The sequence below is a fragment of the Kitasatospora herbaricolor genome (assembly GCF_030813695.1).
GTDB classification, from domain to species: Bacteria; Actinomycetota; Actinomycetes; order Streptomycetales; family Streptomycetaceae; genus Kitasatospora; species Kitasatospora herbaricolor.
In genome coordinates this window covers 6,062,805-6,086,385 of sequence record NZ_JAUSVA010000002.1, presented here as the reverse complement: position 1 = coordinate 6,086,385, position 23,581 = coordinate 6,062,805, and the positions used below count along the sequence as shown (strand labels likewise).

The following is a 23,581-nucleotide window of genomic DNA, read 5'->3' as shown; positions in this document are numbered from 1 at the left end:
CTCCTCCCACCCCGTCGGCCTGCCGGCCGGGTCCGCGCTCAGGCCGCAGCCCTCCGCCGGATCCTGCGCACCAGGCCGACCAGCGCGCCGGCGGCCGAGGTCACCACGATCAGCGCGGCGCCGGCCACGGTGGCGTAGGCCGCCGGTTCCAGCGGACCCGGCCCGCTCGTTCCCGGCCCACCGACCACGTCGAAGGCCACCGTACGCCCGAGCATCCCCGCCCTGCCCAGAGGCAGGACGGTCGCCTCGACCCTGGCGACCACATCGGCCGCGGGGACGGTACCGCCGGCCACGTCCAGGTGCGTCCGGGAGTCGAGCGAACCGAGGCGGTTGTCCCCCATCAGGAAGAGCCTCCCCGCCGGTACCTCGACGCTGAAGGCCGCTCCCTGCAGCTGCTGCTCGTCGACGTACGGTTCGTCGACCGCCTTGCCGTTCACCGTCAGCCGGTTGCCGCTGTCGCAGCAGGCCACCGTGTCCCCACCGACCGCGACCACCCGCTTGACCATGACCGCACCGCCCCAGAGCGTGTCACGGAACACCACGACATCACCACGGCCGACCGCACCACCACCCTTGCGGGCCAGGACGGTGTCACCGATCTGCAGCGTCGGCGACATCGAGGCGGTGGGGATCCGGTACGGGGTGTAGTCCACGGCTATCAGCCCGAATCCTCCGAGCATCAGGACGAGCCCCAGGGCGATGGCCACCCCCTGGACGATCGATCCCGCCCGGCGCCGCAGCCGCCGTGTGCCCGCCGGACGATCGACAGCCTTCTCAGCAACACTGCTCATCGAAACCGTCCAACCTGACCGACCGGGGAACCTGCGGGCACGCCCTCACCCGTGGCGCGAACGCCGACGGGCCGTGGCACGTCCGAGCAGATTACTCGTCGGTACCACGGCCCGCGCAAGACCCGTATCGCCCCGGACCACCCGGATCCACCGACCCACCGGCGACTGCCGGGAAGGAGCTGATCAGGATGTTCAGAGCCTCGCAGGGTGTGAAACCCCTTGTCAGGAGTCGAACCGGCGCCTCACCCTGCGGACCAGCGGCAGGAGGCCCACCGCGCCGAGCGTTCCGGCCGCCGGCGGGACGAACGGCTCGGCCGCCGCCAGGCCCTTCTGGTCGAAGGTCGCCGGCACCGGGAGCGTCGCCCAGCGGTCGAGCGGCCAGGCGACAACGAAGGCACGGCCGACCACGTCACCCACGGGCACGGTGCCGCCGCCGGGCTGGTCCATGTGGTACCGGGAGTCCAGCGAGTCGGCCCGGTGGTCGCCCATCACCCAGATCCGACCCTCGGGCACGTGGACGGGACCGAACTGCTTGGTGCCGCACGGCGTGTTCCCCGGGAAGATGTAGGGCTCGTCGAGCGCGATCCCGTTGACCTTGACCGGCCCCTCGCCCTCGCACTCGACGGTGTCACCACCGACCGCGATGACCCGCTTGATGAGGTCCTTCTCATTCGCCGACGGCATCAGGCCGACGAAGCTCAGGACATCCTGGAGACCCCTCACGAAGGAGTTGTTGCTCTGCTGGGCGGGCTCGTCGTTCAGCCAGCCGCCCGGGTCGTGGAAGACCACGACCTCGCCGCGCTCGGGTTCGGCCCCGAACCACGGCGTCAGCTTGTCGACCAGCACGCGGTCACCGACCTGCAGAGTGTTCTGCATCGACTCGGACGGGATGGAGAACGCCTGGACGAAGAACGTCTTGATCACAAGCGCCAGGATCAGCGCGATCCCGATCAGGATCGGCAGTTCCTTCCAGAAGGATCGCGGCCTGCGCTCCCCGCTCGGCGTCTCCGCCGAACCCTCCTCGTCCTCGGCGGCGGCCGGAACGTCGTCCGTGCCTCCGCTCTGGTTCTCCGCCGACTGTGCCGCGGTGTCCTCGACAGAGCCCGAAGGCTCTGCGGACTCGGCCGACCGGGCCGTCCGGCCGCCGGCGCCCTCGGGCTCTCCGGCGCCTGAACGGGCGCCGATCACCAAATCCCCCACGACATCTCCTCCCTGCTGTGCGGACGCTCGTGCGCCCGCTATCACCAGTGCCGCACAGCGGGCACCACGCTCACCACGATCCGGCCTTCCACCGACCTCAGACCTGCCCGTCACGAGCACACCTGACGCCGGTCCGGCCGCCGGGAACCGGCACTTCGTACCGGGTGACCCAGCACTTCTCTATCACTCCAAGGCATCCTGCCCGTGATCCCACGCGCCATGGCTCGGCGGCCGCCCCGGAGCTGGACCTAACCCGATGTCACCGGGCGGCGACGGACGATGAGCGGAAGGAAGCCCAACACACCCATAACGAGCGGAGGTTCCGACGGAAGCGGCCTCGAACCCACCGAGTACGGGACATCCCCGGGCGCCGCCGTGGCCCGCGGCAACGAGGAGAGTGAAGCGGGCTCCTCCAGTTGATGAAAGCGCTGCAGCGGCCAGGCGATCACGAAGGCCCTGCCCACCACTCCCGACAACGGGATGGTGCCCTGACCCGGGTTGCCCATGTGGAAGCGCGAGTCGGCGGAGACGTCCCGGTGGTCCCCCATCACCCACAACCGCCCCTGCGGCACCTCCACCTTGAAGGGCTGCCGGGACGGCGGATTGTCCGCCGCGAGGTACGGCTCGTCGATCGGCGTGCCGTTGACGCTGACCCGTCCCTGGTCGTCACAACACTCGACGGTGTCACCGCCGACCCCGATCACCCGCTTGATCAGGTCCTGCTCGTTCTCCGAGGGCAGCAGGCCGACATAGGTGAAGACCGACTTGACCCCCCGCATGACCGGCCCGTCCGTGGAAGGCTTGTGATCGCCTTCCAGCCACCCGCCGGGATCCTTGAAGACAACCACATCGCCACGTGCCGGCTCGCTGCCGAACCACGGCGTGAGCTTGTCCACCAGCACTCGGTCGCCGATCTGGATGGTCTGCTCCATCGAGCCGGACGGAATCACGAAGACCTGGACCAGGAAGGTCTTCATGACCAGCGCCACCAGCAGCGCCACGATCACGATCAGCGGGAACTCACGCAGGACGGACCGCCTGCGCCGACGGGCGGCCCGCCGCGCGCTGCGCCGCCGCTCCGCCCGCCCGCGGCCCGGCACGGTCGCGAAGTCGTCGGGAGCGCCCGGGGCGGCCCTTCGCCGATCCCCCGCTGTGGCCGCCCCACGTATGCCGTCAGCCGGGCCGGACGTGCCCGGCCGCGGCGCACCGGCGGCGCCACCATTACCCCTGCGGCCCGCCGTTTGGCTCGGCGAGCGGTCCGCGACCTTGCCCTTACCCCTGGTCCCCATGGCCACCTGTCCCCCCTAGCGCGGCGAACGGCGCCGGCCGGTCCAGGCTGGTCCAGTGTCCGACCGGGAAGACGACCCAGTCGGCCCTTCCGATCACCTTGTCCTCGGGCACGAAGCCGCCACCGGGTTCGCCGAGGTGGTCGCGGGAATCACGGGAGGCGTTGCGGTGGTCACCCATCACCCACAGTTTCCCGGCCGGCACCACGATGTCGAAGGCCACCCTCGACGGGGCGTCGCCGAGGCGGAGGTAGGACGACTCGTCGAGCGGCACACCGTTGACCGTCAGCGGGCCGTCCGGTCCAGGGCTGGTGATCCTGTCACCCCCGACACCGATCACGCGCTTGACGTAGACGGTGTCACCGGCGGGTGCGAGGCCCAAGTCCTGACCGAGGGCGCGCAGGGCACCGCCGACTCCGCCCGGGGCGGCGGATTCGGGAAGAAAGGAGCCCGTGCCGTCGAACACCACGACGTCTCCGCGGCGGACGTGCCCGCCGAAGGCATAGGCGAGTTTGTTGGCCACCAGCCGGTCGCCCGGCATCAGGGTGTTCTCCATCGACCCCGAGGGGACGGCGAACGGCCGCGCCACGAAGGCGTTCACGAGCAGCAGCGTCAACAGGCAGATGCCTGCCAGGAGGAGGAGGTCCCGGGCCCATCGGCCGCCGTCCTCGGCCTCTTCATCGGCCTCGTCGTCAGGGGCTCCGGCCGAGGCCGGGCCCGCCCCAGGCTCCAGGTCCGCCACCACCGCGCCGGCACCGGTACCAGTACCGCCCGGGATCCCCGGGGTGGTACTCACCCGCGGATCCGGCGCAGGCTCCGACACCGGATCGGGCTCCGACTCCGGCGCGCGTTCGGCCTCGGCCTCCGCCTCGGACTCGGCCTCGATGACGGACCCGGCGGGCGCGTCCCCGGAGGCCCCCGGAGCAAGCCCTGCAGCCGCCGGCCCGGCGACGACCGGCCTGGGGCGCGCCGGAGCAGAAACAGCCGCGGACCGCGACGGCGTGTCCACACCCGTAGGTGCGGGACTGCCGTCGCGGTCCGCGATTGGTTCGTGCGTGCTCATCGGGGGCTGAGCTTACCTTGCGGCAAGCAAGCCCCGTCGAGCGTCCTGGTCCCCTCCGCCTGGGCGGGGGGACCGGAGGATCAGCGGTCGCGCTTCTCCTTGATCTTCGCGGCCTTGCCACGGAGGTCACGCAGGTAGTACAGCTTGGCGCGGCGAACCGCACCGCGGGTGACGACCTCGATCTTCTCGACGACCGGGGTGTGCACCGGGAAGGTGCGCTCCACGCCGACGTTGAAGCTCACCTTGCGGACGGTGAAGGTCTCACCGATGCCGGAGCCGTGACGACGGATGACGACGCCCTGGAAGATCTGGACACGAGAGCGGTTGCCCTCGATGACCCGGACGTGAACCTTCAGGGTGTCACCGGCGCGGAACGCGGGGATGTCGGTACGCAGCGATGCCGCGTCGACAGCAGCGAGCTTGTTGCTCATGTTGCTCTCCATCGCAGGCGCCACGGGCCGCCCACGGAAGTTCGTCACAATGGGGTGCGTTGCGGGCCGCACGGCTGGCGGTGATCCCCCCGTGGCGGGGGCACCGGTCCACATGACTCCTACGGGAGGAGCCCAGCGACAGACAACAGCCGCCTATTCTTCCACATCTTCGACCAGGGACCGAAATCGGCCGAGCCGCTCGTCCCAGGCCAGCCCCAGGATGCTGAGAGCCTCCCGGTCCTTCTTGTCGAAGGCCCCGTTCTGCCAGCGGGCGACCAGGTCGGGCCGGTTCGCCAGGGTCCGGGCGAAGGCCTGCTCACGCCGCCATCGGGCGATCTTGCCGTGGTTGCCGCTGAGCAGCACGTCCGGCACGACCCGGCCCCGCCACTCGGCCGGCTTGGTGTAGACGGGGCCCTCCAGGAGGTCCGCCATCGCACCGGGGGCGAAGGAGTCGTCCCGGTGGGACTCGGCATTGCCGAGGACTCCGGGGAGCAGCCGGGCGACGGCTTCCACCATCACCAGCACGGCCACCTCGCCGCCGGCGAGCACGTAGTCACCGATCGAGGCCTCCACGACCGGCATCCGGGTGGCCGCTTCCTCGATCACCCGGCGGTCGATGCCCTCGTAGCGCGCAGGGGCGAAGGCCAGCCAGGGCCGGGCCGCGAGTTCCTGGGCCAACTCCTGGGTGAAGGGGCGCCCGCTGGGCGTGGGGACGACCAGGGTCGGCACCGCACCCTCCGGTCCCTGGCCCACCACGGCGTCCAGGGCGGCCGCCCAGGGCTCGGGCTTCATCACCATGCCGGGACCGCCGCCGTACGGGGTGTCGTCCACGGTGCGATGCACATCGGTGGTCCAGCCGCGCAGGTCGTGCACGTGCACGTCCAGCTGACCGCGGGCGCGCGCCTTGCCGACCAGCGAGACGTTCAGCGGTTCGAGGTACTCGGGGAAGATCGTGACGACGTCGATCCGCATCCCGTGCTGGACCGGCCCGGCGGAGCCGAGCGGCTCGGGGGCACCGGCCGGCTCACTCATGCGTCGCCCTCGTCGCCCTGGTCACCGGCACCGGTCCCGTCGTCGGTCCCGTCCTCGGCGCCGTCGGACTCGCCACGCACGACCTCGGCCTCCGCCGTGTCGATCAGACCGGGCGGCGGGTCGATGACGGCCCGCTGGTTCTCCAGGTCGATGGTCGGCACGATCCTGGTGACGAAGGGCACCAGCACTTCCGTGCCGTCGGCCTTGGTGACGGTGAGCAGGTCCTGGTAGGGCAGGTGGACGACCTCGGTGAGCTCGCCGACCGGCGTGCCGTCCAGCAGGACGACGTCCAGGCCGATCAGCTGATGGTCGTAGAACTCCTCCGGGTCGTCCGGACGCTCCTCCGGGTCGACCTCGGAGATCAGGACCGTCCCGCGCAGGGCCTCGGCCGCGTTGCGGTCGTTGACGCCCGCGAAGCGCAGCAGCAGCCGGCCACTGTGCACCTTGCCGGATTCGACGGTCAGCGGGCCCGCCGACGCCGGGTCGGTCAGCACCACGGCCCCCGGGCCGAGCCGGAGCTCCGGCTCGTCGGTACGGACCTCGACGCTGACGTCCCCCTTGATGCCGTGGGCGCGGCCGATCTTGCCGACGACGAGCTGCACGGTGATCGCTCTCCTGAGTTCGGTACGGGCCGGGCACCGGGACTCGACCCGGCCGGCGAAAAAGACGAAGGCCGGTCGGGACGACAAGCGTCCCGACCGGCCTCAAGCAGACTGCCTACTCCGCAGACCTGCGGAGTCAGCGAATGCTGTCCACGTCGACCAGGTCGACCCGGACGTTGCGACCGCCGAGCGCGCCGACCACGGTGCGCAGAGCGCGCGCGGTCCGGCCGCCACGGCCGATCACCTTGCCGAGGTCATCAGGGTGCACCCGCACCTCGATGGTGTTGCCCCGACGCAGGTTGCGCGAACGCACCTGTACCTCGTCGGGGTGCTCGACGATGCCCTTCACCAGGTGATCGAGGGCGTCCTCGATCACGATCAGGCCTCGGTGGAAGCGGCGTCGGCCTCAGCCTCGGCCTTGTCCGACTTCTTGGCCTTCGGGGTGATGGCAACACCGGTGGTGCTGTCCTCGAAGCCGGCGACGGCCTTCGCGAAGAGGTGCGAGAAGTCCTCGACCTTGGGCTCGGCGACCTTGAGCGGCGCCGGGGCCGGCAGGCCCTTGAACTTCTGCCAGTCGCCGGTCAGCTTGAGGATGGCGAGCACGGGCTCGGTCGGCTGGGCGCCGACGGACAGCCAGTACTGGGCGCGGTCGCTGTCGACCTCGATCTTCGAGGGGTCGTAGGTCGGCTGGTAGATGCCGATCTCCTCGATCGCGCGACCGTCACGCTTGGTGCGGGCGTCGGCGACGACGATGCGGTAGTGCGGGGCGCGAATCTTGCCGAGACGCTTGAGCTTGATCTTGACTGCCACGGGAGTGGATTCTCCTGGAGTTGACGTGGGTGAGCGGCCGCGTACTCCGCGTGGGGTTGCGGGGGTCGGCCGTTCAAGGGACACGCCAGCCGTAGGAGAGAGGGGTCCTGCTCGGCTGCCGAGTACTCAGCTGTCAATTGTGCCATACCGCCGCAGGTCGGCCTGCCAGAGGGCGGATCGATCAAGGCCACGGCCCGACGGGGGCAATCCGGGCACAGGCCCGGATCGCTGCCGGGCGAGGGCCGAGCAGGGCGGGCCCGGGCGGGCGCCATCACGCGTCAGGGCCGCGACCGGCCCTCGCGACAGCGGGCGGGCAGCCCGCGGTCCGGCCGGATGCTGAGCGACCCGGCACGGACGAAGCCCTGGCCGACCGGAAGCGGCTCCGGCCGACCAGGACCCTGACTACGCAATCTTGAACGGCTGCTGGCAGGCGCCGCAGACGATCGACGCCTGCGCGAGCACCGACGGCACGACCCGGACGTTACGGCCGCAGCCGCAGATCGCCTTGACCCTGACGCCGCCCCCCGAGGAACCGTGCCGTGCGGCCGGCCCGCGGAAGGCACGGTTGGCGCCGTCGCCGGCCACGGCCTCCTGATGTGCGCCGAGCGCGCGGTCGAGCCGCTCGATGGTGTCGGCGTACCGCTCCTGGGTCTCCTTGAGCATGGTCACCTGGGAGAAGCCGCTGCTCGCGTGCGGCTCCACCGGGTGCGCCAGGCCGAGTTCGGAGGCCAGCAGCAGGAAACGGCGGTTGTGGTAGCGGCCGGCCCGCGAGGTGTCCCGGATGTCCCGGGCGGCGGCCAGGCCGTGGGCAGCCTCGTGGAGCAGCCGCTCGAAACCGAGCCGGGTGCCACAGGCCGAGGAGGACTCGCCGATCAGCGCCTCGGGAGAGGCCAGGTCGGGGAGATCCTGGTGGTGGGCCTGGATGTCACTCCAGGCGGCGGCCAGTTCGGCCGCGAGGACGAGGGGCTGTGTCGTGCTCACGCTAGACCAACGATGCAGTGCGAGCCGATGTTCCGCATGTTCCCGTTCCCCGGGAATTCCCAGGAAACTCTCAGGAATGCGTGGCAGCGCGCGAATTGCGCGCTCTGGATCTGACGCAAGACCAACCCCCTGCAAGTATGTGCCCGTCGGAGTTCGCCGGGCTCGTCACATTCGCCTGGGGGCGGGCTGTCGCCCCAAGACGTGCGGCCCGCGGCCCTCGTCGAGTTGACAGGGCCACGGGCCGTACACCGTACCGCTATTCCGTTAATACCGGCAGTTGACCGGTCAGTAGGCATGTCAACAGGCGAGACGGATGCCCCCACCGTGGCCTTCCGAGCCCTCTTGGGCGGAAGTAAACCGTCCGGTAACTACGGCGAAATCGAATCAGTAGGCTCGCGCGACGATCGCGATATTGCCTTCCTGGTCGTCCGCCAACGGCACCGAACCGTCGGCCGCGACGATGCAGCGAACCGAGACGCCCTGCTCGGCCAGCTTGGCCTCGCCCTCCGGGCCCAGCTCGGCCCAGGAGATCCGGCCCCAGCCGGTGGCGGCGGCCTCGACGGCCTCGTCGATGGTCGAGACGTCGACCGTACGGGCCTCACGGCGCTCGCGGGACTGGCGCAGCAGCAGCGCCTGGTCCTCCTCCAGGATGCCCGGCAGCAGCGACGCCAGGGCGTCGATGGCGACCGGCTCCTTGCCGCCGGGGATCCGGCGGGCCAGCATCGCGGTGCCGCCCTCCAGGTCGCGCGGGCCGACCTCGATGCGCACCGGTACGCCCTTGAGCTCCCAGTCCACGGCGCGTCGGCCGAACGGGGTGTCGGTGCGGTCGTCGACCAGGACCCGGATGCCGGCGGCCCCCAGCTGGGCGCCGATCTCGCGGACCTTGGCCAACACGGCGTCGTCGCCCTTGATCGCCAGCACGACGACCTGGGTGGCCGCCAGACGCGGCGGGACGCGCAGGCCGTTGTCGTCGCCGTGCGACATGATCAGGCCGCCGACCATGCGGGTCGAGACGCCCCACGAGGTCTGCCAGACGTGCTCGCGCTCGGCGCCCTGGAGCTGGTACGTGGTGTTGAACGCCTTGGCGAAGTTCTGGCCCAGCTCGTGGCTGGTGCCCATCTGCAGCGCCTTGCCGTCGCCCATCATCCCCTCGAGGGTGAGGGTGTTGATGGCGCCGGCGAACCGCTCACGCGCGGTCTTGCGACCGAGCACCACGTCGATGCCGAGCACGTTGATCATGAAGTCGGCGTAGACCTCGGTGTGGATGCGCGAGGCGTACGCGCGGGCGTCCTCGTAGGTCGCGTGGGCCGTGTGGCCCTCCTGCCAGAGGAACTCGGTGGTGCGCAGGAAGACGCGCGGACGCAGCTCCCAGCGGACCACGTTGGCCCACTGGTTGATCAGCAGGGGCAGGTCGCGGTGGCTCTGCACCCACTTGGAGAAGTACTCGTTGATGATGGTCTCGGAGGTGGGCCGGACGACGACCGGCTCCTCCAGTTCCTTGCCGCCGCCGTGGGTGACCACCGCGAGCTCGGGTGCGAAGCCCTCGACGTGCTCGGCTTCCTTGGTCAGGTAGGACTGCGGGATGAACATCGGGAAGTAGGCGTTCTGGGCGCCTGCCTTCTTGATGCGGGCGTCCATCTCCTGCTGCATCCGCTCCCACAGGCCGTAGCCGTACGGTCGGATGACCATGGTGCCGCGCACCGGACCGTTGTCGGCCAGCTCGGCCTTGTTGATGAGGTCCTGGTACCAGCGCGGGAAGTCGTCCGCCTGGGGGGTGAGAACGGGTGCCTTTGCCATGGGGCGAATCGTACGGGGAGTGCGGCCCCACTTCCGAATCCGTCCGCACCGTGACGGCGGAGGGGCGCACGCCCTCGGCGCGCGGATACCACCCCGTACCCCTCTGGACGGCGCGCCCGAGCCGCTGTTGGCTTGAGGCGGGGCGGGACTTTGGGGGAGCCACGGACAGGACACCGAAGGACCGGATGGGAGGCCGCGATGGCTTCAGCGCAGGCGACCGGCACGACCGCACAGCACCCGCGGGCAGCGGACCGGACAGCGGCCCACGGGCCGGGGCCCGGGCGGGCCCGTGACTGGGCGGAGATCCAGGAACGAATGCTGGTACCGCTCTACGAGGCGGTCTACGACCGGCTGGAGGTCGGGCCGGCGACCAGCGTCCTCGGCCTCGGATGCCGGTCGGGGCTGGCGCTTCTGCTCGCCTCCGGGCGGGGTGCGCAGGTGGCCGGCCAGGAGCCGCACGCCGAGCTGCGGCAGCTCGCCCAGGACCGTCGGCTCCGGGTCGGCGCGGCCGGCCGGACGGGTCCGGCGAGCGGCGACGTCCCCCGCACGGCCTACTCGCTGGTCACGGTTTTCGAGCAGCTCCCCGGGGCCGCCGAACCGGGCCGGCTGGTCGCCGAGGCGGCCGGTCTGACGCTCGCCGGCGGCCATGTGGTGCTGGCGGCCTGGGGGCCGCCGGAGCGCTGCGAGAGCGCTGCCGTCCTGGACGTGGCGCGCCGCCGGGCCGGGCGCACCACCGCGCGGGACCCGTTCGCGCTCAGCTCCCCCGGCGGCCTGGAGGACCTCCTCACCGGGGCCGGACTGCGGCCGGCCGGCAGCGGCCGGGTGAGCTGCCCGTTCGCGTACGCGGACCTGGACAGCGCCGTCCGCGGGCTGCTCTCCACCGGCCTGTACGACGCGGCGGTGGAGTTCTCCGGCGGCTCGCTGGTGGCGAAGGAGCTGGAGGAGGCGCTGCACCCGTACCTGCTGCCCGGCGGCGCGGTGCGGATGGCCAACGTCTTCCGGTACGTGGTCGCGGAGCGGATCCGCTGATTCCCGGCACGGTCACCCGTTCGGGGGCGCACGCTGAACGGCGAGCGCCCCCTCGGGGCCCGGCGAGGCCGGGCCGCAGGCAAGCCGCGCTCGGGCGAGCCCTGGGCGGGGCCGACCGGGCGGACCGCCCAGGGCTCGCCCGAAGAAAGGGCGCCGCGGCTCGGCGCCGGGCCTCCGGCCCCGGCCCGCTCAGCGGGTCAGCCCCGGCCACTCCTCGGCCGTCATGGCGAACCGCTCGTGGTCCCGCCAGGAACCGCCGAGGTAGAGCATCCGGGGGGTGAAGCCCTCGTGCCGGAAGCCCAGCCGACGGGCCATCGCGATGGAGCGCTCGTTCTCCGGCTGCACGTTGATCTCCAGCCGGTGCAGGCCCAGGCCGCCGGTGGACTGGTCGGCGAAGCAGCGGTCCACCACCAGCCGCATGCCCTCGGTCATCCGTCCGGTGCCGGCGAAGGGCCGGTACGAGTCGTAGCCGAGGGCGCCGTTGCAGAAGCGGCCCATCACGATGTTCGCGACGTTGCACTTGCCGACCAGCCCGCCGGTCTCCTCGTCCACGATCAGGAAGGTCCGCAGGCCGGAGCCCTGGCGCCCGAGCAGCTCGGGCAGTCCGTCCGGTTCCACCGGGTTCCACCGGCCGATGTGCTCGGCGGACCGCCTGACGGCCTCGGCGTACTGCTCCACGTCTGCGGGCCTCGGCGCCCGGATCGTCACTCGCACCCCACCATCATCGGGCACGGCCTCGGTCATGCGTGCGGCCCGCCACCCGGGTGGTACCGGGTGGCGGGCCGCAGCCGGGGCTCAGTGCCCGGGGACGCTCAGAGGAGGTCCTTGAACTCCTTGGGCAGCTCGAAGTCGGCCGGGCCCTTGCCCGCGCCGAGCCCGAAGGCCCCGCCCTGGGCCGGTGCCTGCTGGCCGGCGCCGGGGCCGAGCGCGCGGCGCTCGGCGGCCGCCTGCTCCTCCTGCGCACGCTTGAGCGGGTTGCCGGACTTCTTGCGGCCCTTGGCGGGCTGCGCCTTCTTGCCGGACTTCTTCGCCCCGCCGCCCATGCCCGGGATGCCGGGCATGCCGGGCATGCCCTTGCCGGAGGCCATCGCGGACATCATCTTGCGGGCCTCGAAGAAGCGCTCGACCAGGTTGTTGACCTCGCCGACGCCGACGCCCGAACCCTTGGCGATGCGCAGCCGGCGCGAGCCGTTGATGAGCTTGGGGTCGGTCCGCTCGGCCGGGGTCATCGACTTGATGATCGCGCCGACGCGGTTGACGTCCTTGTCGTCGATGTTGTTGATCTGCTCGCGGATCTGGCCCATGCCCGGCAGCATGCCGAGCAGCTTGGAGATCGAGCCCATCTTCTGGACCTGCTCCAGCTGCGACAGGAAGTCGTCGAGCGTGAAGTCCTTGCCGCCGCCCTGGAGCTTGGAGGCGATCTTCTCGGCCTCGGCCTGGGAGAAGGTCTGCTCGGCCTTCTCGATCAGGCTGAGCATGTCGCCCATGCCGAGGATGCGCGAGGCCATCCGGTCCGGGTGGAAGGCGTCGAAGTCGTCGACCTTCTCGCCGTTCGAGGCGAACATGATCTGGCGGCCGGTGACGTGGGCCACCGAGAGCGCGGCGCCACCGCGGGCGTCACCGTCGAGCTTGGAGAGCACCACGCCGGTGAAGTCGACGCCGTCGAGGAAGGCCTGGGCGGTGGTGACCGCGTCCTGGCCGATCATCGCGTCGACGACGAAGAGGACCTCGTCCGGGTTGACCGCGGCCCGGATGTCGGCGGCCTGCTGCATCAGCTCGGCGTCGATGCCGAGCCGGCCGGCGGTGTCGACGATGACGACGTCGTACTGCTTCTGCTTGGCGTACTCGATCGAGTCGCGGGCGACCTTGACCGGGTCGCCGACGCCGTTGCCCGGCTCGGGGGCGTAGATCGCCACCCCCGCGCGCTCGGCGACGACGGTCAGCTGGTTCACGGCGTTGGGACGCTGGAGGTCGCAGGCGACCAGCAGCGGGGTGTGCTTCTGCGACTTCAGCCAGTGGCCGAGCTTGCCGGCGAGGGTGGTCTTACCGGCACCCTGCAGACCCGCGAGCATGATCACCGTCGGGCCGGTCTTGGCGTACCGGACCCTTCGGGTCTCGCCGCCGAGGATGTTGATGAGCTCCTCGTTGACGATCTTGATGATCTGCTGGGCGGGGTTCAGCGCGCCGGAGACCTCGGCGCCGAGCGCCCGGTCCTTGACCTGCTTGATGAAGGCCCGCACCACGGGGAGCGCGACATCCGCTTCGAGCAGCGCGATCCGGATCTCGCGGGCGGTGGCGTCGATGTCCGCCTCACTGAGGCGGCCCTTGCCCCGGAGGTTCTTGAACGTCGCTGCGAGGCGATCGGAAAGAGTGTCGAACACGTCGGTCGCGGGTCCCTTGCGGCATCGGTACGGGTACGGTCGTCGCCCCCAGGGTATCCGGCCGCCCCGGGTACGGTCTCCACCCCGGTGGCGGAGCGGCCCGACGGGCTGCCCGGGCGGGCGGTTTCTTTACCCGAGCGAGGTTCCGCGACCGCCCGCGCTTGGCTACGGTCGGTGCCGTCATGCCTGCGTCACAGGGGGAGCATTCATGAGCGCCGGGCCATCGGGCGGCGGGGATTCGAGCGGCGGTCCGTCGACGGGCGGACCCTCCGGGAGCGCCGGCCCGGACGAGGGACCGGCTCCGGCGGCCAATCCGGCGGCCACGGGGAGCAGGGCGCCGCGCAACGCGGCGCTGGCGGCCAGGGCCGCCGAGCTGGGCACGACCGAGTACGACCCGGCGGCGTTGATCGGGGAATTCCGGCGCAGCGCCGTGCTGGTCCCGGTCACCGCGGACGGCGGCTGGTGGGCGGCCGAGAGCGGCGGGATCCGCTGGCTCCACGCCTTCACCGGTGAGGCGGCGCTGGCCCGCTTCGCACAGCGACGGGACGCGAGCGCCGGCCGGGAGTGGCCCTACGTCACCGTCTACGGCGCGCGCCTGCTGGACGTCGCCGTCCCGGCCGCCCCCGTGCCCACCGGCGTGGTGCTGGACGTGGCGGGCCCGGCCCCCGCGTTCCTCCCGCCGATGGCGGGGATCGTGCCGGACGCGGCCGCGCTGGACCTCGCCGGGGAGGACGGCCGTGGCTGACAGTTACGCGGTGGACCCGCAGGCCCTCAAGATGGCCGCCGACGGCATCAACGGCGCGATCGCGGAGCTGAAGACGCTCGGCATCGACGAGAGCGCCGAGGTGGGCCGCGGCTTCTCCAACATCGAGCTCTCCGGGATGCAGATCGGGCACGCGGGCCTGCACGGCTCCTTCGCCGCCTTCGCCGAGCGCTGGGCCTGGGGCGTGCGCACCGTCGTCCAGGACGGCAACGAGATCGCGCTGCGCCTGGGCCTGTCGGCCGGGCTGTACCACGACCAGGAGCAGTACGTGTCGGGCACGTTCAAGGACGTGGTCAACGCCGCGATGGGCAACCCGGACCTCACCCAGGAGCAGGTCGAGGCGCAGTCCTGGGGCAAGACCCTCTCCGACAATCCGTACACCCAGGTCCGCGACGCCGACTACTCGGCGGAGTCCGCCGCGAAGGCCGGCGAGCACATGAAGGAGACCTGGCAGGCCGAGGGCCGGGACATGATGGACGGCCCGATGGGCATCCGGCGCGAGGCCGCCGGCCTGGCGGGTCTCGGGGACGAGTACGAGCAGGCGCAGACGGACCTGTTCGGCACGAAGGTGGTGCCGCAGCAGCGGCCGGACAGCGGGGGCTGAGATGGGCTTCGGGGATTTCGTCGACGGCGTCGGGGACGCCTTCGAGGACGGCATCGACTCGGTGAAGAGCACGGTCGGCTCGGCCGTCGACGGCGGGGCGCACCTGCTCGGCGACGGGCTGGACGCGGTCGGGCTGCACGACGCCGCCCACGCGGTCGACTCCTTCGGCGACTCGGTGGCCGACTCGCTGGGCGCCCAGGTCGGGGAGTACCAGCTGGGCGAGTCCGACGACCCCAAGGACCTGGTGCACGGGGACGTCAAAGGACTGGGCGAGTCGGTCAAGCACCTGCGCAAGTTCCAGGCGGCCTTCGAGCAGACCGGCCAGGGCCTGTCCCGGCTGGACGCCGACCACTGGAAGGGCGCGGCCGGTGACGCCTTCCGGGCGAAGTTCGCCCCGCAGCCGAAGCTCTGGCTGACCGCCGCGGACGCCTGCCGGGCGGCGGCCGACGCGATGGACGGCTTCGCGCACACCGTCAGCTGGGCGCAGGACGAGGCCCAGCAGGCCATCGACCTGTACAAGGCCGCCAAGAAGGCCTCCGAACAGGCCCGCGACTCGTACAACAAGAACGTCGACCGCTACAACCAGGCCGCCCGGGACTGGAACAAGGCCTCCCAGGACGGCAAGGACCCGGGCCCGCGGCCAGCGGATCCGGGCGAGTTCCAGGACCCGGGCGTGGCGGGGCTCAAGCAGGCCCAGGAGAAGCTGCGCGCCGCGCGCGGTCAGCGGGACACCGCCGCCGGCACCGCCCAGGCGGCCGTCGACGCCGCCACGGCCACCGCGCCGGCCGAGCCGAGCTTCACGTCCAGGATGGGCGACGACCTCTCCGACACCTTCCAGGGCGCGATGGTCGGACAGCTCCACCTGGCCGGCGGCCTGGTGAAGGGCGCGGCGGACATCGTCAAGTTCGGGCGCGGGCTGAACCCGATGGACCCGTACAACCTGACCCACCCCGCCCAGTACGCCGATCACGTCTCCACCACGGCCGCCGGACTGCTGCACGCCTCCAACCATCCGATGGAGCTGCTCTCGGCCGTGGTCGGGTCCGGCTGGAGCTCCGACCCCTTCGAGGCCTTCGGGAAGCTCACCACCAACGTCGCCTTCGGCGTGGCCACCGGCGGCGCCGGCGAGGCGGGCGCGGTCGCGGAGGACGTCGCGCTGAACGCCTCCAAGAACGTCGCCGAGAACGCGGCCAAGGACGTCGGCGAGAACGCCACGAAGAACGCGGCCAAGGACGCGGCCGAGAACGCCGCCCGCAAGGACGCCGGCCAGGCGGCCAGGGACGCGGCGGAGAACCCGTCGAAGGAGGCCAGGAAGCCGAACGAGGTCGAGGGCTGCGGCGACCCGGTCGACGTGGCGACCGGGCAGATGTTCCTGCGGCAGACCGACCTGCGGCTGCCCGGCTCGCTCCCCCTGTTCTTCGAGCGCTCGCACACCTCCGCCTACCGGTCCGGCCTGTGGATGGGCCCGACCTGGGCCTGCACGGCCGACGAGCGCCTGGTCGTCGACGCCGAGGGCGTGCTGCTGCTCCGCCCCGACGGCGGCATGCTGGTCTACCCGCACCCCGTACCGGGTGTCGCCACCCTGCCGGTCTCCGGCAGCTCCCGCTGGCCGCTCGTCCTGGACACCGAGGGCGGCTACCGCGCCACCGACCCGCTGTCCGGGCTGACCCGTACCTACCTCCCGGAGCCGGACGACCCGGGCACGGCGCTGCTCAGCGAGATACGCGACCGGGCCGGCCGGTGGATCGCCCTCGACCACGACGACGCCGGGGCTCCGGTGTCGATCCGCCACCACGGCGGGTACCACGTGAAGCTCACCGTGGAGGGCGGCCGGATCACCGCCCTGCACCTCGCCGGGGCCGGGCCCGACGGCGGCGACACCGAGATCGTCCGGTACGGCTACACCGACGGCCGTCTGACCCGTGTCACCAACTCCTCCGGGCTCCCGCAGCGCTTCGACTACGACGCCGCGGGCCGGATGACCGCCTGGACCGACCGCAACGGCTCCCGCTACGCCTACGCGTACGACCACCTCGACCGCTGCGTCGACCAGGGCGGCGCCGAGGGGCACCTGCGGTACCACTACGACTACGACCAGCGCGATCCCGGCAGCGGGCACCGGATCACGGCCGCCACCGACTCGCTCGGCCACACCCGGCGTTACCTGATCGACGGCGGGAGCCGGATCGTCGCCGAGACCGACCCGCTGGGCGCCACCACCCAGTACACCTACGACCGGCACGGCCGCCGGCTGTCGGTCACCGACCCGCTGGGCGCGACCGTGACGCTCACCTACGACGAGTCGGGCAACCCCGCGACCGCCACCCGCCCGGACGGGACGCAGTCCCTGGTCAGCTACGGCGACCTGAACCTCCCGCTGGCCGTCATGGAGCCGGACGGAACCACCTGGCGCCAGTCGTACGACGCCGCCGGCAACCGCACGACGCTCACCGACCCGACCGGCGCCACCACCCGCTTCGGGTTCGACGCGAGCGGGAACCCCTCGCGGATCACCGACGCGCTCGGCCACGTCTCGACGCTCCGGTGCAACGCCGCCGGCCTCCTGACCGAGAGCGTGGACCCGCTCGGCGGCCGGACCGCGTACCTGCACGACGGCTTCGGCCGGCCCACCGCGATCACCGACGCCCTCGGCAACACCACCCGGTACACCTGGTCCGTCGAGGGCCTGCTCACCTCCAGGACGACCCCGGACGGCTCGGTCGAGCGCTGGACGTACGACGGCGAGGGCAACACCCTCACCCACACCGACCACGGCGGCGCCGTGACGACGATGGAGTACTCCCACTTCGACCTGCTGGCCGCCAGGACCGGCCCGGACGGCGCCCGCCACACCTTCACGCACGACAGCGAGCTGCGGCTGGTCCGGGTGACCGGCCCGCAGGGCCTGTCCTGGAGCTACGAGCACGACGCGGCCGGCCGGGTCACGGCCGAGACCGACTTCAACGGGCGGACCATCAGGTACACCCACGACCCGGCCGGCCGGGTCACCGGCCGGACCAACAGCCTGGGCGAGACGATCGGCTACCGCTACGACCTGGTCGGGAACCTCTCGGTCAAGGACGCCGCCGGACGGCGGACCACCTACGGCTACGACCGGGCGGGCCGGCTGACGAGCGCGAACAGCCCCGGGGTCGCCCTGGTCCGGCGCTACGACCTGCTGGGGCAGGTGGTCGCGGAGAGCGTCAACGGCCGCACCCTGAGCACCGAGTACGACGTGCTCGGCCGGCGCTCCCGTCGCCGGACACCGTCCGGCGCCGAGAGCGGCTGGAGCTACGACGCCGCGGGCAGCCCGGCCTCGCTGACCGCCTCCGGCCACGTCCTCGGCTTCGAGCACGACGCACTCGGCCGCGAGACCGGCCGCCGGCTGGGCCCCGGCCTGACCCTCAGCCACACCTGGGACAGCGTCCACCGGCTGACCTCGCAGACCGTCACCTCGTCCGCCCGCGCCCTGCAGCACCGCGCCTACACCTACCGCGCCGACGGCAACCTGACCGGCGTCTCCGACCTGCACGACGGGGCCCGCAGCTTCGACCTGGACGACGCCGGCCGGGTGACCGCCGTCCACGCCGCGAACTGGACCGAGCGGTACGCCTACGACGCGGCCGGGAACATCACCGACGCCCAGTGGCCCGACGGCCGCCACGACAGCGGTCGCGGCCCGCGCACCTACCGGGGCACCCTGATCAGCACGGCCGGCCGGATCCGGTACGACCACGACAGCCAGGGCCGGATCACCGTCCGCCGCCAGGTGACCCTCTCCGGCCGGACGAACACCTGGCACTACATCTGGGACGCCGAGGACCGCCTCACGGAGGTCACCACCCCCGACGGCACCCGCTGGCAGTACCTCTACGACGCCTTCGGCCGGCGGATCGCCAAGCGGCGCCTGGCCGAGGACGGCGTCACCGTCGCCGAGTGGACGGACTTCACCTGGGACGGCAGCACGCTCGCCGAGCAGACCGCGCACGGCCCCGCGCTGCCCGGGCCGTACACCCTGACCTGGGACCACGACGGACTCCGCCCGCTGGCCCAGACCGAGCACATCCTGCTGCCCGACGCGCCCCAGGAAGAGGTCGACCGCCGCTTCTTCGCCGTCGTCACCGACCTGATCGGCACCCCCACCCACCTGCTCAACCCCGACGGCACCCCGGCGTGGCAGGCCCGAACCACGCTCTGGGGTGCCACCGAGCGCAGTGACAGCCCCGGCACCACGACACCGCTGCGGTTCCCGGGCCAGTACTACGACCCCGAGACCCGCCTCCACTACAACCTCCACCGCTACTACGACCCGATCACGGCCCGCTACGCGACCCTCGATCCGCTCGGGCTTGCGGCCGCCCCCAACCCCCAGGCCTACATCCAGAATCCGCACACCTGGGCCGACCCCCTGGGTCTCGCCCCCTGCAAGCTCTCGGACCGCGCCAAGGACGCCATCGAGAAGTTCCACAATCTGATGAAGGACCCGATCGGCGAGATCAACGGGACCCCCAACCACAACCACTACAATGCCGCCAGGCGCGAGGCGGCCGGCGAGGTGGTCGCCCGCAAGCCGGACGGCACGCCCTTCTCCCACATCAGCGACCTCCAGCAGGCACGCGACGGCCTGCTGAACGTCAAGAAGGCGCTCCACGACGAGTTCCGCTTCAACAAGGAACTCACCGACCGGGACGTCCAGATCCTCAAGAAGTACCAGGCCGCCACCGAGGGGCAGTTGGGCAGGCTCAACCGGTTCCTGTACGGCATCGGGCACGGAACGACGCCTCCGTACCACGCCTGGCCCCCGGGATCCTGACCGAAAGGCACAGACCGTGAGCAGCTCCGACTTCCCCGATCTGTTCGGCGTGTTCGGGCCCACCTCGTCGTCCGGGCAGCGGCGGGCCCGGTGGCAGACCCCGGAGGGCCGCCAAGCCCTCCGGGAGGCGGTGGAGATCGCCCGGACCGGCGGCCCCTGGCAGGACGCCCTCGCCACCCTCCCCCACGCCGAGGAGACCTTCGACCCGGCACTCGGCCAGCGCGACCTGCGCAACGCCCCCCTCGACGGCCTCGACCTCCACGGCGCCGACCTGCACGGCGCCATCCTCCACGAAGCATCCGCCCGCGGCACCGACCTCACCGGCGCCGACCTGCGCGGAACCGGTTTCGACGACGCGGACTTCACCGGCGCCGACCTGTCGGGGGCCGACCTAGGCGAGGCGTCCGGTCAGGCGACCTTCCGCGACGCGCAGTTGGACGGGGCCCGGCTCGTCGACGCCGTGCTGGTCGGCGGCGACCTGCGGGGGGCGTCGCTGGTGCGCGCCGACCTGACCGGTGCCAATCTGCACGGCGCCGACCTGGCCGGCGCCGACCTGACCGGCGCGATCACCGTGGGCGCCTCGTTCGGCGCCTTCGCCGGGGACGAGGACGAGAACAAGGCCGAGGACGAGGACGAGAAGCCCGGGCACGAGAGGTCCGGGGACGAGAAGCCCCGGGCGGACGGCGGGAGGCCACTGCTGCCCCCGCTCCACGGCAGCATCGGCACCACCTCGTCGTCCGGGCAGCGGCGGGCCCGGTGGCAGACCCCGGAGGGCCGCCAAGCCCTCCGGGAGGCGGTGGAGATCGCCCGGACCGGCGGCCCCTGGCAGGACGCCCTCGCCACCCTCCCCCACGCCGAGGAGACCTTCGACCCGGCACTCGGCCGGCGCGACCTGCGCAACGCCCCCCTCGACGGCCTCGACCTCCACGGCGCCGACCTGCACGGCGCCATCCTCCACGAAGCATCCGCCCGCGGCACCGACCTCACCGGCGCCGACCTGCGCAGGGCCAAGGTCATCGACGCGGACTTCACCGGCGCCGACCTCACCGACGCCGATCTGAGCGGGGTGCGGGGCAGGATCGACCTGCGCGACGCCCGGCTCGACCGGGCCCGGCTCGTCGGCGCAGCCCTCCAGGGCTGCGACTTCCGGGACGCGTCGCTCACCGGCACCGACTTCACCGGGGCGAGCCTGCTGGACTGCCGCTTCCCGCCGGGCGCCCTCGCCGGCGCGGTCACCGTCGACACCTTCTTCGGCTTCGGCCGGGCGGAGCCGATCGGCCGGGCGGAGCGGGAGGATCCGGCCTGACCCGGCCTGACCCGGTCGGAGCGGAATCCCGGCCGGAGCGCACGCCGCGGCGCCCGGCCCGGGCGGCGTCCGCGCACGACGGCGGGCCGGGAACCCGCGCGGAGAGCGCAGGCGGCGGATCGTCGATCCGCCGCCGTCACCCCAGCGCCGCCTGGATCCCCGTCGCCACCTCCGCCGCGCGCTGCGCCGACAGCGGCCGGCCGGCCGGGTCGGTGACGTAGAAGGCGTCGACGGCGTCGGCGCCGAGGGTGGAGATGTGGGCGGTGCGCACCCGCACCCCGGCGTCGTCCAGGGCGCGGCCGATCCGGTGCAGCAGGCCGGGGGCGTCGTGCGCGCGGACCTCCAGGACGGTGGCGGTGGCCGAGGCGGCGCCGGGGGCGACCGAGACCACCGGCGGCGGGGTGCTGATGCCTCGCCGGCGCGGGGCCGCGGCATCGCGCTCGGCGAGCTTGCGGGCGACGTCCAGCGAACCCTCCAGGGCGCGCCGCAGGTCGGCCCGGAGCCGGGCGGCCTCGGGCAGCTCGCCGTACTCGGCGGTGACCGTCCAGGAGATCAGCAGGACGGCCCCGATCCCGATCGGGTCGAGTTCGCGCAGGCTGGCGGCCCGGACGGTCAGCCGGTGCAGGGCCAGGACGCCGGCCACCGTGCCCAGCAGGCCGGGGCGGTCCGGGATGGCCAGGGTGAGGTCCACGCCCATCGGCTCGGTGGCGAAGGAGTCCTGGCTGCTCTGGGCGTGGAGGGACAACGCCGGCCCGCCGGTGCGGGCCGCCTCCACCGCGAGGCGTTCCTCCTCGGCGGTCGGCTCGACGTCGGCCGGGAAGGGATAGCCGCCGGTGAGCTGGGCGGCCGCGCGACCGACCAGGTCGTCGACCAGCGAGGCCCGCCAGCTGCTCCAGGCGGCCGGGCCGGTCGCGGTGGCGTCGGCCTCGGTCAGCGCGTGCAGCAGTTCCAGGTGCGACAGGGTGCCGACCACCTTGGTGATCAGGTCGACGGTGGCCGGGTCGTCCGGATCGCGCCGGGTCGCGGTGTCGACCAGCGTGAGGTGGTGGCGCACCAGCACCGCGAGGGTCTCGGTGTCGGCCGCGTCGAAGCCCATCCGGACGGCGACGTCCCGGACGATCACCTCGCCCGCCTCCGAGTGGTCGCCGGGCCAGCCCTTGCCGAGGTCGTGCAGCAGCGCCGCGACCAGCAGCAGGTCGGGGCGGGCCACCCGGCGGGTCATCGCGGCGGCCTTCACCGCCGTCTCGACCAGGTGCCGGTCGACCGTCCAGCGGTGCACGGCGTTGCGTTGCGGGCGGCAGCGGACCCGCTCCCAGTCCGGCAGCAGCCGGGTGATCAGGCCCTCGGCCTCCAGGGCCTCCCAGACCGGGATGCAGGCCTCGCCGGCGCCCAGCAGGGTGACGAGCTGCTCGCGGGCCTCGTCCGGCCAGGGCACCGGCAGCGGCCTGGTCTCGGCGGCCAGCCGCCGCACGGTCGCGTAGGAGATGGTCAGGCCGGCCTGGGCGGCCGCGGCGGCGGCGCGCAGCGGCAGCACCGGGTCGGTGGCGGGGCGGGCGCCCTGGGCGAGAACGGCCTCGCCGTCCTGCTCGACCACGCCCTCCGCGAGCGGTCGGCGCTCCACCGCGCCGCGGGCGACCGCACCGGAGCCGCGGCCGGTCCCGGTGAACGGGAAGGACAGGCGGGAGGAGCGCCGGCCCCGGGTGGAGCGGGCGGCGAGCACCCGCTCGACGGCCCGCCAGGTGACGTCGCCGGCGTAGGTGATGGTGCGGGCGGCTTCGTAGACCTGGCGCAGCAGGGTGTCCGCGTCGAGCACGCCGAGGGTAGCGGCGACCTGGTCCTGGTCCTGCAGGCTGAGCCGTTCGGTGGCCCGGCCGGTGGTCAGGTGCAGGGCGTCCCGGACGTCGCTGAGGCGGCGGGCGGCGGCCTCCAGACCGTCGCGGGGGGCGTCGGCCAGCCAGGAGGCGGCGATCGCGTTGAGCGCGACGACGTCGCGCAGGCCGCCCCTGGCCTCCTTCAGGTCGGGTTCCAGCAGGAAGGAGAGCTCGCCGTGCCGCTCGGCCCGCTCGGCGCCCAGTTCCTGCAGCTCCGGGAGGCGGGTGGAGGCGGTGGCGCGCCAGTCGGAGAGGACGGCGGAGCGCAGCGAGGCGGTGAGGGCGGCGTCGCCGGCGATGTGCCGGGCGTCCAGCAGGCCGAGCTGGGCCTTGAGGTCCTCGGCGGCGACGGTGCGGGCCTCGGCGAGGGTGCGGACGGAGTGGTCCAGGGAGGCGCCGGCGTCCCAGACGGGGTACCAGATGCGCTCGGGCAGGGCGCTGTCGACCGGGCCTTCGTGCAGCAGCAGGACGTCGAGGTCGCTGCGCGGCGAGAGTTCGCCGCGCCCGTAGCCGCCGACCGCGACCAGTGCGACGCCCGCCGGGGCGCCGGCCCCGGCGAACAGGCCGGCCAGCCAGCGGTCGGTGAGCCCGGCGAGGGCGGCCCGGCGACCGCTGCCCGAGGCGGCGGGGTCGGCGAGCAGCCGGGCCCGGGCGTCCGCGTAGGCGACGGGCCCGTCCGGTCCGGCGGCGGGCGAGGAGGGAGGGCTGGCTTCGCTGGTCATTTCGGGATCCCCATCCGTCGTCCGGCGGTGCTCGGTCCTGATATGCCGTCAGCGGACCTGCGGCCGGTGGCCGGCCGCAGGTCCGCGTGAGTGATCGAT

The 23,581-nt window shown here is 72.7% G+C and carries 19 protein-coding genes; 5 read left to right on the top strand and 14 right to left on the bottom strand.

Going from position 1 to position 23,581, the window contains the following annotated elements; genetic code table 11:
- Nucleotides 1-38 precede the first annotated feature (38 nt).
- The 11 genes from lepB (J2S46_RS26885) to proS all read right to left on the bottom strand — a co-directional run bounded on the left by lepB (J2S46_RS26885) (nucleotide 39) and on the right by proS (nucleotide 9,993).
- Nucleotides 39-707: a signal peptidase I gene (lepB, locus tag J2S46_RS26885; protein ID WP_307351416.1), complete on the bottom strand. Its 669-nt coding sequence runs from the start codon at nucleotides 705-707 to the stop codon at nucleotides 39-41.
- A 306-nt stretch (nucleotides 708-1,013) separates the two neighbouring features.
- Nucleotides 1,014-1,991 carry a signal peptidase I gene (gene lepB / locus J2S46_RS26880; RefSeq protein ID WP_191292649.1) on the bottom strand — a complete coding sequence of 326 codons (978 nt, stop codon included), beginning with the start codon at nucleotides 1,989-1,991 and terminating at the stop codon, nucleotides 1,014-1,016.
- A 248-nt stretch (nucleotides 1,992-2,239) separates the two neighbouring features.
- Complete coding sequence (gene lepB, locus J2S46_RS26875; protein ID WP_370882247.1) at nucleotides 2,240-2,992, bottom strand: signal peptidase I; 753 nt, start codon at nucleotides 2,990-2,992, stop codon at nucleotides 2,240-2,242.
- Nucleotides 2,993-3,263: 271 nt separating this feature from the next.
- Nucleotides 3,264-4,073, bottom strand: a complete 810-nt coding sequence (gene lepB / locus J2S46_RS26870) for a signal peptidase I (RefSeq protein WP_229913129.1) — start codon at nucleotides 4,071-4,073, stop codon at nucleotides 3,264-3,266.
- Between the two features lie 347 nt (nucleotides 4,074-4,420).
- The gene (rplS, locus tag J2S46_RS26865; RefSeq protein ID WP_190213005.1) at nucleotides 4,421-4,771 is read right to left on the bottom strand and encodes a 50S ribosomal protein L19; all 351 of its coding nucleotides are present in this window, start codon (nucleotides 4,769-4,771) and stop codon (nucleotides 4,421-4,423) included.
- Nucleotides 4,772-4,924: 153 nt separating this feature from the next.
- Nucleotides 4,925-5,743: a tRNA (guanosine(37)-N1)-methyltransferase TrmD gene (gene trmD / locus J2S46_RS26860; protein WP_191292669.1), complete on the bottom strand. Its 819-nt coding sequence runs from the start codon at nucleotides 5,741-5,743 to the stop codon at nucleotides 4,925-4,927.
- A gap of 56 nt (nucleotides 5,744-5,799) precedes the next feature.
- Nucleotides 5,800-6,405, bottom strand: coding sequence for a ribosome maturation factor RimM (rimM, locus tag J2S46_RS26855; protein ID WP_191292648.1), 606 nt, complete (start codon nucleotides 6,403-6,405; stop codon nucleotides 5,800-5,802).
- Between the two features lie 136 nt (nucleotides 6,406-6,541).
- Nucleotides 6,542-6,781: an RNA-binding protein gene (locus J2S46_RS26850; RefSeq protein WP_030306741.1), complete on the bottom strand. Its 240-nt coding sequence runs from the start codon at nucleotides 6,779-6,781 to the stop codon at nucleotides 6,542-6,544.
- Between the two features lie 2 nt (nucleotides 6,782-6,783).
- Complete coding sequence (gene rpsP, locus J2S46_RS26845) at nucleotides 6,784-7,215, bottom strand: 30S ribosomal protein S16 (protein WP_073925984.1); 432 nt, start codon at nucleotides 7,213-7,215, stop codon at nucleotides 6,784-6,786.
- A 402-nt stretch (nucleotides 7,216-7,617) separates the two neighbouring features.
- Entirely contained in the window at nucleotides 7,618-8,196 is a 579-nt protein-coding gene (locus J2S46_RS26840; protein ID WP_073925985.1) for a hypothetical protein, read from the bottom strand.
- A gap of 384 nt (nucleotides 8,197-8,580) precedes the next feature.
- Nucleotides 8,581-9,993: a proline--tRNA ligase gene (gene proS, locus J2S46_RS26835; RefSeq protein ID WP_191292647.1), complete on the bottom strand. Its 1,413-nt coding sequence runs from the start codon at nucleotides 9,991-9,993 to the stop codon at nucleotides 8,581-8,583.
- Between the two features lie 315 nt (nucleotides 9,994-10,308).
- Between proS and J2S46_RS26830 the strand changes: the two genes are divergently transcribed.
- On the top strand, nucleotides 10,309-11,022 hold the full coding sequence (locus J2S46_RS26830) for a class I SAM-dependent methyltransferase (protein ID WP_191292646.1): 714 nt from the start codon (nucleotides 10,309-10,311) through the stop codon (nucleotides 11,020-11,022).
- 189 nt (nucleotides 11,023-11,211) lie between these two features.
- Here J2S46_RS26830 and J2S46_RS26825 read toward each other — a convergent pair whose 3' ends face one another.
- Both J2S46_RS26825 and ffh read right to left on the bottom strand, forming a co-directional pair.
- Complete coding sequence (locus J2S46_RS26825; RefSeq protein ID WP_191292645.1) at nucleotides 11,212-11,766, bottom strand: GNAT family N-acetyltransferase; 555 nt, start codon at nucleotides 11,764-11,766, stop codon at nucleotides 11,212-11,214.
- A 68-nt stretch (nucleotides 11,767-11,834) separates the two neighbouring features.
- A complete protein-coding gene (gene ffh, locus J2S46_RS26820; protein ID WP_073925989.1) occupies nucleotides 11,835-13,403 on the bottom strand; it encodes a signal recognition particle protein in 1,569 nt (522 codons plus the stop codon).
- A 208-nt stretch (nucleotides 13,404-13,611) separates the two neighbouring features.
- Between ffh and J2S46_RS26815 the strand changes: the two genes are divergently transcribed.
- From J2S46_RS26815 to J2S46_RS26800, 4 genes are read left to right on the top strand one after another with little or no spacing between them, the layout of a single operon-like run.
- Nucleotides 13,612-14,148 (top strand): SseB family protein, encoded by a 537-nt coding sequence (locus tag J2S46_RS26815; protein WP_191292644.1) that lies wholly within the window; start codon nucleotides 13,612-13,614, stop codon nucleotides 14,146-14,148.
- Nucleotides 14,141-14,770 carry a hypothetical protein gene (locus J2S46_RS26810; RefSeq protein WP_191292643.1) on the top strand — a complete coding sequence of 210 codons (630 nt, stop codon included), beginning with the start codon at nucleotides 14,141-14,143 and terminating at the stop codon, nucleotides 14,768-14,770. The genes J2S46_RS26815 and J2S46_RS26810 overlap by 8 nt, the downstream gene beginning before the upstream one ends.
- Before the next feature lies 1 nt (nucleotide 14,771).
- On the top strand, nucleotides 14,772-19,583 hold the full coding sequence (locus J2S46_RS26805) for a putative T7SS-secreted protein (protein ID WP_191292642.1): 4,812 nt from the start codon (nucleotides 14,772-14,774) through the stop codon (nucleotides 19,581-19,583).
- A 16-nt stretch (nucleotides 19,584-19,599) separates the two neighbouring features.
- Nucleotides 19,600-20,889: a pentapeptide repeat-containing protein gene (locus J2S46_RS26800; protein ID WP_307351408.1), complete on the top strand. Its 1,290-nt coding sequence runs from the start codon at nucleotides 19,600-19,602 to the stop codon at nucleotides 20,887-20,889.
- Between the two features lie 136 nt (nucleotides 20,890-21,025).
- Here the strand turns inward: J2S46_RS26800 and J2S46_RS26795 are convergent, their stop codons facing one another.
- Nucleotides 21,026-23,482 (bottom strand): [protein-PII] uridylyltransferase, encoded by a 2,457-nt coding sequence (locus J2S46_RS26795; protein WP_191292640.1) that lies wholly within the window; start codon nucleotides 23,480-23,482, stop codon nucleotides 21,026-21,028.
- Nucleotides 23,483-23,581: the final 99 nt, after the last annotated feature.

What these genes read in the sequence shown, in the direction of transcription:
- rplS (WP_190213005.1), bottom strand. Translation starts at nt 4,771, where the DNA reads ATGAGCAACAAGCTCGCTGCTGTCGACGCGGCATCGCTGCGTACCGAC.
- trmD (WP_191292669.1), bottom strand. Translation starts at nt 5,743, where the DNA reads ATGCGGATCGACGTCGTCACGATCTTCCCCGAGTACCTCGAACCGCTG.
- proS (WP_191292647.1), bottom strand. Translation starts at nt 9,993, where the DNA reads ATGGCAAAGGCACCCGTTCTCACCCCCCAGGCGGACGACTTCCCGCGC.
- J2S46_RS26830 (WP_191292646.1), top strand. Translation starts at nt 10,309, where the DNA reads ATGCTGGTACCGCTCTACGAGGCGGTCTACGACCGGCTGGAGGTCGGG.
- J2S46_RS26825 (WP_191292645.1), bottom strand. Translation starts at nt 11,766, where the DNA reads ATGACCGAGGCCGTGCCCGATGATGGTGGGGTGCGAGTGACGATCCGG.
- J2S46_RS26815 (WP_191292644.1), top strand. Translation starts at nt 13,612, where the DNA reads ATGAGCGCCGGGCCATCGGGCGGCGGGGATTCGAGCGGCGGTCCGTCG.
- J2S46_RS26805 (WP_191292642.1), top strand. Translation starts at nt 14,772, where the DNA reads ATGGGCTTCGGGGATTTCGTCGACGGCGTCGGGGACGCCTTCGAGGAC.
- J2S46_RS26795 (WP_191292640.1), bottom strand. Translation starts at nt 23,482, where the DNA reads ATGACCAGCGAAGCCAGCCCTCCCTCCTCGCCCGCCGCCGGACCGGAC.